Source organism: Pseudomonas sp. AU11447 (genome assembly GCF_001672555.2).
GTDB lineage: Bacteria > Pseudomonadota > Gammaproteobacteria > Pseudomonadales > Pseudomonadaceae > Pseudomonas > Pseudomonas nitroreducens.
On record NZ_LZDG02000020.1, the window covers coordinates 38,382 to 51,799 of the forward strand.

Below are 13,418 nucleotides of genomic sequence, written 5' to 3' on the forward strand. Positions count from 1 at the left end.
GGAGCCAGCCATGACCCGACGTGCACAGTCCCGCGTTACCGAAGGGCGCCCTTTTCCCCTGGGCGCCACCTGGGACGGCCTGGGCGTCAATTTCGCGCTGTTCTCCGCCCATGCCACCAAGGTCGAGCTGTGCCTGTTCGACGCGCAGGGCAAGCGCGAACTGGAACGCATCGAGCTGCCCGAATACAGCGACGAGATCTGGCACGGTTACCTGCCCGACGCCCATCCCGGGCAGATCTACGGCTACCGCGTGCATGGCCCCTACGAGCCGGACGCCGGCCACCGTTTCAACCCCAACAAGCTGCTGATCGACCCTTACGCGCGGCAACTGGTGGGCGAGCTGCGCTGGTCCGAAACGCTGTTCGGCTACACCATCGGCTCGGCGGACGCGGACCTGAGTTTCGACGAGCGCGACAGCGCCGCCTACGTGCCCAAGTGCAAGGTCATCGACCCGGCCTTTACCTGGGGTGAGCAGCAGCCGGTGCGCGTGCCCTGGGATGAAACGGTGATCTACGAGGCCCACCTGCGCGGCCTGAGCATGCGCCACCCGGAGGTGCCCGACCGCCTGCGCGGCACCTGCGCCGGGCTGATGAACAGCGGCCTGCTGGGGCACCTGCGGCAACTGGGCGTCACCAGCCTCGAACTGCTGCCGGTGCATGGTTTCCTCGACGACAAGCACCTGCTGGAAAAGGGCATGAGCAACTACTGGGGCTACAACAGCATCGCCTTCTTCGCGCCCCAGGCCCGCTACCTCGCCAGCGGGCATATCAACGAGTTCAAGGAAATGGTCGCGCACCTGCACGACGCCGGCATCGAACTGATCCTCGACGTGGTCTACAACCACACTGCCGAGGGCAACGAACTCGGCCCGACCCTGTGCATGCGCGGCATCGACAACATTTCCTACTACCGCCTGCAGGCCGACAACCGCCGCTACTACGTCAACGACTCCGGTACCGGCAACACCCTCGACCTGAGCCACCCTTGCGTGTTGCAGATGGTCACCGACTCGCTGCGCTACTGGGCCACCGAAATGCGCGTGGACGGCTTCCGCTTCGACCTCGCCTCGATCCTCGGCCGCTATGCCGACGGTTTCGAAGAGCGCCACAGCTTCCTCGTCGCCTGCCGCCAGGACCCGGTACTGAGCCATCGCAAGCTGATCGCCGAACCCTGGGACTGCGGCCCCGGCGGCTATCAGGTCGGTGGATTCCCGCCGGGCTGGGTGGAATGGAACGACCGTTTCCGCGATACCGTGCGCAGCTTCTGGCGCGGCGACGAAGGCCAGTTGCCCGACCTTGCCCGGCGCCTCACCGCCTCCGGCGACCTGTACGACCAGCGCGGGCGGCGCCCCTATGCCTCGGTCAATTTCATCACCGCCCATGACGGTTTCACCCTGCGCGACGTAGTCAGCTACAACCACAAGCACAACCAGGCCAACGGTGAGGACAACCGCGATGGCCACGACGACAACCGTTCCTGGAACCACGGTGTCGAAGGCCCTACCGACGATGCCGGAATTCGCCGCCTGCGCGTGCAGCAGATGAAGAACCTGCTGGCCACCCTGCTGCTCTCCCAGGGCACGCCGATGCTGCTGGCCGGCGACGAGTTCAGCCGCACCCAGCAGGGCAACAACAACGTCTACTGCCAGGACAACGAACTGGGCTGGGTGGACTGGAACCTCGACGACGAGGGCCGCGAACTGCTGGCCTTCACCCACCGCCTGATCCGCCTGCGCCAGGCCTATCCGATCCTGCGGCGCGGGCGCTTCCTGGTCGGCGAATACAACGAGGAGCTGGGCGTACGCGATGTCACCTGGCTTGCGCCCGAAAGCGAGGAAATGACCGAGGACCATTGGCACGACCCGCAGCGCCGCAGCCTGGGCATGCTCATGGATGGCCGCGCCCAGCCCACCGGCATTCGCCGCAGCGGTGGCGACGCCACCTTGCTGCTGCTGGTCAATGCCGGGCACGAATGCCTGGACTTCATCCTCCCGAAAACCGCACAAGGCCGCGACTGGCAGTTCCTGCTGGACACCGCCGAGCTGCCGCGGGAACACGAGCACAGCTGGGCATTCGGTACCGCCTACCCGCTGGGTGCGCGCGCCCTGGCGCTGTTCACCCTGCGTCGCAGCGAGGACTGACCGCTGGGCGATCCCGCGGAACGCTGCCCAGCGAACCCCGGTCGGACGTTCAGGAACCGGGCATCAGCGACCCGGAAAACAACCACCGCCGAAGGAGAACCCGATGCCACCAGCCGCCTCCCGCCCAAGCCTCCGCCACCCGGCCGGCTGAGCCTATGAAGGCCCTGCACATCGGCATTTCCGGCTGGCGCTATGCGCCCTGGCGCGGCGACTTCTACCCGCAGGGGCTGCGCCAGAAGGACGAGCTGCGCTACGCCTCCCGCGCGTTCAACAGCATCGAGTTGAACGGCTCCTTCTACTCGCTGCAGAAGCCCGAGTATTACCGCCGGTGGGCGCAGGACACGCCCGACGGTTTCGTCTTCAGCCTCAAGGGCCCGCGCTACATCACCCACATCAGGCGCCTGCGCGATGCCGAGGAAGGCCTCGCCAACTTCTTCGCCTCCGGCCCGCTGGAGCTGGGCGAGAAGCTCGGGCCGCTGCTCTGGCAACTGCCGCCCAGCCTGCACTACGACGAGGACGTGGTGGAGACCTTTCTGGCACTGCTGCCGCGCACCAGCGAGGCCGCGCTGGACCTGGCGAAAGCCTCCGCCAGCCGCCGGCCGCCGCACTGGCCCCAGCCGCTGAAGCGGCGCCCGTTGCGTCACGCCATGGAAGTTCGCCATGCCAGCTTCGCCTGCGCGCAATTCGCCCGGCAGCTGCGTCAGCACGGTGTCGCCCTGGTCTTCGCCGATGCGCCGCGCAAGTGGCCTTACGGCGAAGACCTCACCGCCAGGGACTTCGTCTACCTGCGCCTGCACGGTGACAAGGAACTCTACGCCAGCGGCTATGGCGACGCCGCCCTCCAGCGCTGGAGCGAGCGTGTAGCCCGCTGGCGGCGCGGGGTGCAACCCGCCGACGCGGAGCTGTTCGACGGCGCCACCCGCGGCGATCGCCGGCAGCGCGAGGTGTTCTGCTATTTCGACAACGACATCAAGGTCCGCGCGCCCTACGACGCCAGCAAGCTGATGAGGTTGCTCGATCTGCAGATCACGGCGCGACAGGAACCCGGCCAACCGGCGGGAGACTGGGCATGAGCCAGGCCGAACGCGCCCCTCTGGTGCCCGCCGCCGTACAGGGCAATACGTTGCTGCGGGTGCTCACGGTGAACACCCACAAGGGTTTCAACGCCTTCAACCGCCGCTTCATCCTCCACGAACTACGCGATGCGGTACGCGCCACCTCGGCGGACCTGGTGTTTCTCCAGGAAGTCCACGGCGAACACCAGTTGCACGCCGAACGCCATCCGAACTGGCCCAGCGGACCACAGTACGAGTTCCTCGCCGACAGCATGTGGCCGGCCTTCGCCTACGGACGCAACGCGGTCTATCCCGAAGGCCACCACGGCAACGCCCTGCTCTCGCGCCTGCCGATCCGCAGCTGGGACAATCGCGACGTCTCCGAGGCCGGCACCGAGGAGCGCGGCCTGCTCCACGCACAGATCGACCTGCCCGGCGAGCGTGCCCTGCACGCGGTGTGCGTGCACCTGGGCCTGCACGAAGCACAGCGGCAACGGCAACTGCGGCTGCTCTGCGCCCTGATAGGCGAACTGCCGGCCAACGACCCGGTGGTGGTCGCGGGCGACTTCAATGACTGGCGCTGCCGCGCCACCGGCGTTCTGGCCGGCTGCGGCCTGCAGCCGGCATTCCCGGCCAGTGGCGGCGAGCCGCGCAGTTTCCCGGCGCGTTGGCCCCTGTTGCGGCTGGACCGCATCTATGTGCGGCACCTGCGGGTCACCCTGAGCGAGGTGCTCAACCGCAAGCCCTGGCCGCATCTGTCCGATCACCTGCCGCTGCTCGCCGAGATTTCGCTATGAACGAGGTATGGCGCAACGGCAACCGGGTCGAACTGCTGATCAATGGCGAGGATTTCTTCCCCAGCGTCTTTCGCGCCATCGAGCAGGCGCGGCACGAGGTGCTGCTGGAAACCTTCATCCTGCGCGACGACAAGGTGGGCCGCGCGCTGCGCCAGGTGCTGATCGATGCAGCCGGGCGCGGCGTGCGCGTCGAAGTGATCGCGGACGGTTACGGCACGCCGGACCTGGACGCGAGCTACCTGGGCGGCCTGCTGGACGCCGGCGTACGCCTGCACCTGTTCGACCCGCAGCCGCTGCTGCTGGGCATGCGCACCAACCTGTTCCGCCGCCTGCACCGCAAGCACGTGGTGGTCGATGGCGCGCTGGCCTTCGTCGGCGGGATCAATTTCTGCGCCGACCACCTGGCCGACTTCGGCCCCATGGCCAAGCAGGACTACGCAGTGCGCATCGAGGGCCCCGGCGTGGAAGACGTCCGCCGCGCCTGCCTGGAGTTGCTCAGCCAGTACGGTGACATTCCCGCCGCCGACGCCGTGCATCCCGGCGGCGTGGCCGGCCCTTGCCGAACCTGCCTGGCGATCCGCGATAACCTCTACCGCCGCACCGAGATCGAGCAGCACTACCTGCGCGCCATCGGCCAGGCGAAGGAGCGGCTGCTGATCGCCAACGCCTACTTCTTCCCCGGCTACCGCCTGTTGCGCGCCCTGCGCGATGCAGCCAGGCGCGGGGTCAGGGTACGGCTGATCCTCCAGGGCCTGCCGGACATGCCGCTGGTGCGGCTGTGCAGCAAGCTGCTCTACGACACCCTGCTGCGCGATGGCGTGGAAATCCACGAATACTGCGACCGCCCGCTGCACGGCAAGGTCGCAGTGGCCGACCGCCGCTGGGCAACGGTGGGCTCGAGCAACCTCGACCCGCTGAGCCTGTCGCTGAACCTGGAAGGCAACCTGATGATCGAGGACGGCGACTTCTGCGCCGGGCTGGACGACCACCTGGAGCAGCTGGCCAACCAGAGTTGCCGCCGCGTCACCCGCCAGTATGCGCGGCGCGGCTACTGGTGGCGGGCGCCACTGGTATTCGCCAGCTTCCACTTCCTGCGCCACTTCCCGGCGATCGCCGGGCAATTGCCGGCGCACCGGCAGATTCTCAGCCCCGCCAGCCTCGACGAAGAACCCGGCCAGTCGCAGGTGCAGCCATGAACCGCAAGCGCTTCTGGAAGCGCGCCAACCGCGTTTTCAACATTGCCCTGCTGATCGCCCTGCCGGTGCTGCTGTTCCTGCTGCTGCGCGCCACTGACTGGGACGAGGTGTTCCGCCTGCTGCGCGAGTACAAACCCAGCACCCTGGCGCTGGGCATGCTGATTGCCTTCTGCAGCTACGCCATCTTCAGCAGCTTCGACGTGCTCAGCCGCTTCTATATCGGCCATCCGCTGCCGGTGCGGCGGGTGTTCACCGTGGCCTTCGTCTGCAATGCCTTCAACCTCAACCTCAGCTCCTGGGTCGGCGCCATCGCCCTGCGCTACCGCCTCTACGGGCGACTGGGCATGAGTACCGGGGACATCACGCGCATCCTCACCTTCAGCCTGATCACCAACTGGTACGGCTATCTGCTGCTGGCCGGCGGGCTGTTCGTCTGCGGCTTCCCCGACCTGCCGCAGAGCTGGTCCCTCGGCCAGGGTGGCTTGCGGGCCATCGGCGTTCTGCTGCTGGTGCTGGGCGCCGCCTACCTGCTGGCCTGCCGCTTTGCCCGCCGCCGCGCCTGGGGTTGGAAACGCTACCGGCTAAAGTTGCCGAGCTGGCGGCTGGCCGCCCTGCAGGGAATTTTCGGGGCCAGCAACTGGTCGATGATGGCGCTGCTGATCTACAGCCTGCTGCCCGCTTCGGCGAGCTACCCGGAGGTACTGGCAACCCTGATGATCAGCAGCATCGCCGGTGTCGTCCTGCACGTGCCGGCCGGGCTGGGGGTGATTGAGACCGTGTTCATCACCGTGCTGCGCGACCACTTCTCCCGCGGCGAACTGGTGGCGGCACTGATCGGCTATCGGCTGCTGTATTTCCTCATACCACTACTGCTGGCCTGCGCGGTCTACCTGTGGCTGGAGCGCCACGCGAAGAAGCTCAAGCGCCGGGATGAGCGCCGGGAGGCGGCGCGCGCTTCGTGACGCCGGTGCGATTCGACGATACGCAGCCTCCCCAAGGGAGTGCTAGAAAGTCCTGCCGGCTGACGCCGAAGATTCATCTTGCCCAAACGAGCCCTCTCCCGCTTGCGGGAGAGGGGCTCCTGAGCGAACGCTATCCGCGATCGTTTTGAGGCCGCGCTAGGGCTGGCCATGCCCTTCGGGCCGGAGGATCAGGCAGCCCAGCGGCGGCAGGTCCAGCGCCAGGGACTGGGCCTGCCCATGGGATGCCTGCGGATCGCTTTCCACCACCCCGCGACTGCCCGCGCCGGAGCCGCCAAAGGAGTCGGCGTCGCTGTTGAGCAGCACCTCCCAGCGCCCCGGCAGTGGCACGCCAACGAGATAGTGCGGGCGTGGCACCGGCGTGAAATTGTGCACGACCAGTACCGGCGCGCCGTCGCCGGCCAGGCGCAGCCACGCGTAGACACTGTTGCGCTGGTCGTCGCCGATCAGCCAGTGGAAGCCCTCGGCCCGGTCGTCGAAGGCGTGCAGCGCGGGTTCCGCGCGCAGCAGCCGGTTGAGCTCGCGGATCAGCGCCTGCGCGCCGAAGTGCTCGGCGTAGCGCAGCAGGTACCAGTCCAGTTGGCCGTCGTGGTCCCACTCGCGCCACTGGCCGAACTCGCAGCCCATGAACAGCAGCTTCTTGCCCGGATGGGTCCACATCAAGGCCAGGTACAGGCGCAGGTTGGCGAACTGTTGCCAGCGGTCGCCCGGCATCTTGCCCAGCAGCGAGCCCTTGCCGTGTACCACCTCGTCGTGGGAGATCGGCAGGATGAAGTGCTCGGAGAAGGCGTAGTGCAGGCCGAAGGTCAGCTTCTGGTGGTGGTAGCCGCGGTTGATCGGGTCTTCGCGGATGTACGCCAGGCTGTCGTGCATCCAGCCCATGTTCCACTTGTAGGCAAAGCCCAGGCCGCCTTCCTCGGTGGAGCGGCTGACGCCCGGCCAGGCGGTGGATTCCTCGGCGATCACCAGCGCGCCCGGCGCCTCGGCCTGGACCACGCTGTTGAGGTGACGGAGGAATTCGATGGCTTCGAGATTCTCGCGGCCACCGTGCTGGTTGGGGATCCATTCGCCGTCCTTGCGCGAATAATCGCGATAGAGCATCGACGCCACGGCATCCACCCGCAGCCCGTCGATGTGGTACTCGCGCAGCCAATGCAGCGCCGAGGCCAGCATGAAACCGTGCACCTCGTTGCGGCCGAGGTTGTAGATGTAGGTATCCCAGTCCTGGTGGAAGCCCTCGAAGGGATGCGCGTATTCGTACAGCGCGGTGCCGTCGAAGTGCGCCAGGCCGTGGGCGTCGGTGGGGAAATGCGCCGGCACCCAGTCGAGGATCACGCCGACTCCGGCCTGGTGGCAGCGCTCGACGAAGCGCGCGAAGTCCGCCGGGCTGCCGTAGCGAGCGGTGGGCGCGAACAGCGAGAGCGGCTGGTAGCCCCAGGAGCCGCCGAAGGGGTGCTCCATGATCGGCATGAGTTCGATGTGGGTGAAGCCCAGGTCACTGATGTAGGGGATCAGTCGGTCGGCCAGCTCATCCCAGGTCGGCGCGCGGTTCTCCACCCATTGCCAGGAGCCGGCGTGCAGTTCGTAGATCGACAACGGCCGGTCCACGCCCTGGCGCTCGCCACGCTGCTGCATCCACGACTGGTCCTGCCAGGGGAACGGCGTCGGGTCCGGCACCCGCGAGCCGGTGGCAGGCGGCATTTCGGTGGCCAGCGCCATGGGGTCGGCCTTCAGCGGCAGCAGGCCGTCCGGACCGAGCAGTTCGTACTTGTAGACCTCGCCCGGTTGCAGGCGCGGGATGAACAGCTCCCAGACGCCAGCGGGATAGCGCAGGCGCATCAGGTGGCGGCGGCCGTCCCAGCCATTGAAATCGCCGACCACCGACACCCGCCGCGCATTCGGCGCCCAGACGGCGAAGCGCACGCCGGGCACGCCGTCGATCTGCATCGCCTGGGCGCCCAGGCATTTGCCCAGTTGGCGGTGGTTGCCCTCGGCGAACAGGTAGAGGTCCAGTTCGCTGATCGACGGCCCGAACGCGTAGGGGTCTTCACTTACCTGCTCGTGCTCCGGCCAATGGATCCGCAGGCGATACGGCACCTTGGCCGGCAGGCGGGCGACGAACAGCCCGCTGGCGTCCAGCGCATCCATGGCGGCGAGGGTTTCGTCCTGCGGCGACAGCAATTCCACTGCCAGCGCACCCGGCAGCCAGGCGCGCACCTGCTCGCCGCCTTCGTCGCGGTGCGGGCCGAGGAAGGCAAAGGGATCGGCGTGATCGCCACGCTGCAGGTGGTCCAGGTCGCTGCGCAGGGTCATGTGCGTCCTCCGAGTAAGTGTCGTGCCAGTTCGAACAGCCCTTGCAGGGGGACTTCCAGCCAGTCGGGGCGGTGGCCGGCTTCGTAGAGCACTTCGTAGGCGGCCTTTTCCAGGCTGAATAGCGCCAGTGCGGCGCCCTCCCCCTCACGGCCGTGCCACTCGTGGGGCAGGCCGGCAGCGGCCGCCCGGTAGGCTTCGAGGAAGGCGTCGCGGGCGTCGCGACGGTAGCGCAGGGCCAGTTCTGCCCTGGCCGCCTGGACCTCGGCCGGCGCCTCGGTGCCCTGGGCGCTGCGCAGGGCCATGGCGGCGGCGTAGTCGAAGGAGCGCAGTACGCCGGTGACGTCCTTCAACGGGCTGTGGCGCTGGCGGCGTTCGACCAGCGGGCGATTTGGCTCGCCTTCGAAATCGATCAGGAAGGCATCGCCCTGCACCACCAGGACCTGGCCCAGGTGCAGGTCGCCATGGACGCGGATCATCACGCCGCCCTCCGCCAGCCGCGCCAGGTTGCCGATGGCCTGCAGCAGTTCTCCGCGATGCTCCAGCAGCCAGTCGGCCATCGCGCCGCCCTGCTCGTCCAGGCTCGCGCGTGCGTGGCGCAGGGTCTCCAGCGCCTGTTCGAGTTGCGCGCCGATGCTGTTGCTCCAGGCCCCGCTGTCGACAGCTCCACTGCGGTGCAGGCCGAACTCCGGCTCGTCGGTGGCTTCGGCCAGCAGCTGGTGCATTTCACCCAGGCGCTGGCCAAGCCGTCCGGCGAACAGGCGCAGTTCCTCCATGACATCGAACTCCGGCCCGGGTGTTTCCACTGCCGGCGGCAGGCCGTCGCGCATGGCGCGCTCCAGCTGGTTCAGGGTCCAGCTCCAGGCATCGCCCTGGTTGCTCAGGTAGCCCTGCAGCAGCAACAGCGTGTGCGGCTGGCCCAGGGCGTCGATGCGGCGCACCTCGCCCAGCAGCGGCGCGATGTTGGCAAAGCCGCGGCGGCTCAGGTAACCGCCCATCTCGGCTTCCGGGTGCACGCCGGGGAACACCCGGCGCAGCAGCTTGAGCAGCAGCTTGTTGCCGATCAGCGCGGAGCTGTTGGACTGGTCGACGCTGAGCACGCGGATTTCCGCTTCATCGTCGATGTCGCCGTACTGCAGCAGCCCCGGCTGCGGCAGGAACTGCAGCTCGCCCGCAGGGCCCTGCATCGTCGAGTTCTCGCGCAACAGGCGCAGCACCAGGCGGCTGAACGCCGGCAGGGCGAAGGCGTCGGTGAGCAGGCCGACCTTGCGCCCGCGGCGCAGCCGGGCCAGGGCCAGTTGCTGGGGCAGATCGTTGCCGGCGGCGCCCTTCTCCGGCACGGCGGCCAGCGGCAATTGGTAATGCTCGGCGCCGTCCGCGCCATTGACTTCCACTTCCGCCAGCAGCGGTGCGGCATCGGCCTCACCCAGCGGCATGGCATAGAGCAGACGGGCGCTGCCGGCCTCCAGCCGCCCCCTGGCGAACCAGCGGCGCTTGGGCAGGTAGCGTGGCAGCGAGTCGCTCTCCAGCAGCTCGCGCGGCGCACCGCTGGCGATCTCCGCCAGGCGCTGGGCCAGTACCAGGGTCGGCAGTTCGGGCATGCGTTCCACCGGCTTCACGTGCCACGCCGGCATCTGTTGGCTGTCGGCCAGGTAGAACCAGTAGAAGCCATAGGGCGGCAGGGTCAGCAGGTAGGTCATGCGCCCGATCGGTGGGAAGGACGAACCACCGAGCATTTCCACCGGGACTCGGCCGTCAAAGGCCGACAGGTCCAGCTCGACCGCCTGGGCGGCACTGGACAGGTTGGCGACACAGAGGATGCTCTCCTCGCTGGAGCCCTCGCCCTCCGGGCGGTACTGGCGCAAGTACGCAAGAATGCGCCGGTTGGGCGGTGACAGCATGCTGATGCTGCCGCGGCCGAAGGCCTTCTGCTGCTTGCGGACACCCAGCATGCGGCGCATCCAGTTGAGCAGCGAATGCGGGTCGCGCGCCTGGGCCTCGACGTTGACGCTCTGGTAGCCGTAGAGCGAGTCGAGTATCGGCGGCAGCACGAGGCTGGCGGGGTCCGCGCGGGAGAAGCCGCCATTGCGGTCCACCGACCATTGCATCGGTGTGCGCACGCCGTCGCGGTCGCCCAGGTAGATGTTGTCGCCCATGCCGATCTCGTCGCCGTAGTACAGGGTCGGCGTGCCGGGCATCGACAGCAGCAGGCTGTGGAGCAGTTCGATGCGCCGGCGATCGCGCTCCACCAGCGGGGCGAGACGGCGGCGAATACCCAGGTTGATGCGCGCGCGGCGGTCGGCGGCGTAGTAGTTCCAGAGGTAGTCGCGCTCGTCGTCGGTGACCATCTCCAGGGTCAGCTCATCGTGGTTGCGCAGGAAGATCGCCCATTGGCAGTTGTCCGGAATCGACGGCGTCTGGCGCAGGATATCGGTGATCGGGAAGCGGTCTTCCTGGGCGATGGCCATGTACATGCGCGGCATCAGCGGGAAGTGGAAGGCCATGTGGCATTCGTCACCGGTGCTGCCCTCGGTGGCACCGTCCATTGCGCCGAAATACGGCCTCGTGTCCTCCGGCCACTGGTTGGCCTCGGCCAGCAGCATGCGGTCCGGGTAATGCGCATCCAGCTCGGCGCGGATGCGCTTGAGCACCACGTGGGTCTCGGGAAGGTTCTCGTTGTTGGTGCCGTCGCGTTCGATCAGGTACGGGATGGCGTCCAGGCGCAGGCCGTCGACGCCCATGTCCAGCCAGTAGCGCATGACCCCGAGCACTGCGCGCAGCACCTGGGGATTGTCGAAATTGAGGTCCGGCTGGTGCGAGTAGAAGCGGTGCCAGAAGTACTGCTCGGCCACCGGGTCCCAGCTCCAGTTGGACTGTTCGCTGTCGATGAAGATGATCCGCGTCTGCTCGTACTTGCTGTCATCGTCGGACCAGACGTACCAGTTGCGCGCCTGCGAGCCCTTCTTCGCCCGCCGCGCGCGCTGGAACCAGGGGTGCTGGTCGGAGGTATGGTTGATCACCAGTTCCGTGATCACCCGCAGGCCGCGCTGGTGCGCCGCGTCGATGAAGCGGCGGGCGTCGGCCAGGGTGCCGTAGTCCGGATGGACGCCCTTGTACATGGCGATGTCGTAGCCATCGTCACGCCGTGGCGAGGGGTAGAACGGCAACAGCCAGAGGGTGTTCACGCCCAGCTCGGCGATGTAGTCGAGCTTCTCCATCAGGCCGCGGAAATCGCCGATGCCGTCGTTGTTGGCATCGAAGAAGGACTTTACGTGCAACTGGTAGATGACCGCGTCCTTGTACCAGAGCGGGTCATCGAGAAAGGGGCGGGTCTTGCGCTTGGCCATGGTCGCGCTCCTGGAAGTCATTGCTCGGGATGCAGGCGCCAGATGCCGAACGGCAGGTGCCAGGGCTCGATACGCATCCATTGGCGCTTGCCGTGCCAGGTCCAGCGGTGACCATTCATCAGGTCTTCGCCGCCCATGGGCGCGTCATCGGGCAGGCCGAATTCCCACAGCGGCAGCTCGAAGTCCGCCTCCTGGGCGTTCTCCGGATCGAGGCTGACCGCCACCAGGATGAAGTTGGCCAGGTCGGCGCTGCGCTTGCCGAACAGCAGGATGTTGTCGTTGAAGACGGGGTAGGCCTGGAAGCCCAGGTGGCTGTGCAGCGCCGGGTTCTCGCGGCGGATGCGGTTGAGCCGGGTGATCTCGCCGACGATGTTGCCGGGCGCGTGGTAGTCGCGCTGGCGCAGCTGGTACTTCTCGGAATCGAAGTACTCCTCCTTGCCCGGCACCGGGTCGGCCTCGCACAGCTCGTAGCCCGAATACATCCCCCACAGCCCCGAGCCCATGGTCGCCAGGGCGGCGCGAATGAGGAAGCCAGCGCGGCCGGAGCGTTGCAGGAAGTAGGGATTGATATCCGGTGTGTTGACGAAGAAGTTCGGCCGGTAGCAGTCGCGCAGCGGCGGCTGATTCAGTTCGGTGAGGTATTCTTCCAGCTCCGCCTTGGTGTTGCGCCAGGTGAAGTAGGTGTAGCTCTGGCTGAAGCCGACCTTGCCCAGGCGCGCCATCATCGCCGGCCGGGTGAAGGCCTCGGCGAGGAAGATCACCTGCGGGTGCTCGCGGCGCACTTCGGCGATCAGCCATTCCCAGAACGGCAGCGGCTTGGTGTGCGGGTTGTCGACGCGGAACAGGTTGACGCCCTGCTCCACCCAGCCCTGCACCACACCCAGCAGGCCGAGCCAGAGATCGGGAATGGCGTCGGCGGCGTAGAAGTCGACGTTGACGATGTCCTCGTACTTCTTCGGCGGATTCTCCGCGTGGCGGATGCTGCCGTCCGCGCGCCAGCTGAACCAGCCGGGGTGCTCGCGCAGCCAGGGGTGGTCCGGCGAGCACTGGATGGCGAAATCCAGGGCGATCTCCAGGCCGTGCCCGCGGGCGGCGTCCACCAGTGCGCGGAAGTCGTCCAGGCTGCCCAGCTCGTGGTGCACGGCGTCATGGCCGCCCTCCTCGCTGCCGATGGCGTAGGGGCTGCCAGGGTCGTCGGGGCCGGCCTGCAGGCTGTTGTTGCGGCCCTTGCGGTGGGTGCGGCCGATGGGATGGATGGGCGGGAAATACAGCACGTCGAAGCCCATGGCGGCAATCTCCGGCAGCCGCCGGTGAACATCGGCAAAGGTGCCGTGCTGGCCGGGTGTCGGGCTTTCCGAGCGCGGGAACAGCTCGTACCAACTGGCGAACCCGGCCAGCGGACGCTCCACGTCCAGCTCGAAGGTAAGGCTGCGGGTCAGGTGCGGACGGTGTTCGGCGCGCTGCATCAGCTCCAGGGTCCGCGGGGCCATGAACAGGCCGAAGCGCGCTTCCCGCTCGGTAGTGTCCTGCAGGCTGCGGAGGATTTCGCCCAGCTCCGCCGCGCCCTCCTGTGGCGCGTTGTGCAGCSTGGCA

Annotated in this window: 8 protein-coding genes; 5 read left to right on the forward strand and 3 right to left on the reverse strand. The window is 67.6% G+C overall.

Going from position 1 to position 13,418, the window contains the following annotated elements:
- The first annotated feature begins 10 nt into the window (after positions 1-10).
- The 5 genes from glgX (at position 11) to A6723_RS05100 (ending at position 6,150) form a co-directional block, all read left to right on the forward strand.
- The gene (glgX, locus tag A6723_RS05080) at positions 11-2,140 is read left to right on the forward strand and encodes a glycogen debranching protein GlgX (RefSeq protein WP_054911238.1); all 2,130 of its coding nucleotides are present in this window, start codon (positions 11-13) and stop codon (positions 2,138-2,140) included.
- 155 nt (positions 2,141-2,295) lie between these two features.
- A complete protein-coding gene (locus tag A6723_RS05085; protein WP_054911239.1) occupies positions 2,296-3,213 on the forward strand; it encodes a DUF72 domain-containing protein in 918 nt (305 codons plus the stop codon).
- Positions 3,210-3,992, forward strand: a complete 783-nt coding sequence (locus tag A6723_RS05090; protein ID WP_054911240.1) for an endonuclease/exonuclease/phosphatase family protein — start codon at positions 3,210-3,212, stop codon at positions 3,990-3,992. The genes A6723_RS05085 and A6723_RS05090 overlap by 4 nt, the downstream gene beginning before the upstream one ends.
- A complete protein-coding gene (gene clsB / locus A6723_RS05095; protein ID WP_064979567.1) occupies positions 3,989-5,188 on the forward strand; it encodes a cardiolipin synthase ClsB in 1,200 nt (399 codons plus the stop codon). Before A6723_RS05090 ends, clsB begins: the two co-directional genes overlap by 4 nt.
- Positions 5,185-6,150, forward strand: a complete 966-nt coding sequence (locus A6723_RS05100; protein ID WP_054911241.1) for a lysylphosphatidylglycerol synthase domain-containing protein — start codon at positions 5,185-5,187, stop codon at positions 6,148-6,150. The genes clsB and A6723_RS05100 overlap by 4 nt, the downstream gene beginning before the upstream one ends.
- Positions 6,151-6,306: 156 nt before the next feature.
- Here the strand turns inward: A6723_RS05100 and glgB are convergent, their stop codons facing one another.
- The 3 genes from glgB to A6723_RS05115 form a co-directional block, all read right to left on the reverse strand.
- Positions 6,307-8,481 (reverse strand): 1,4-alpha-glucan branching protein GlgB, encoded by a 2,175-nt coding sequence (gene glgB, locus A6723_RS05105; protein WP_054911242.1) that lies wholly within the window; start codon positions 8,479-8,481, stop codon positions 6,307-6,309.
- Positions 8,478-11,825, reverse strand: coding sequence for a maltose alpha-D-glucosyltransferase (gene treS / locus A6723_RS05110; RefSeq protein ID WP_064979568.1), 3,348 nt, complete (start codon positions 11,823-11,825; stop codon positions 8,478-8,480). Before treS ends, glgB begins: the two co-directional genes overlap by 4 nt.
- Positions 11,826-11,842: 17 nt before the next feature.
- On the reverse strand, positions 11,843-13,418 hold a 1,576-nt coding region (locus A6723_RS05115), incomplete at its 5' end, for an alpha-1,4-glucan--maltose-1-phosphate maltosyltransferase (RefSeq protein WP_256546887.1).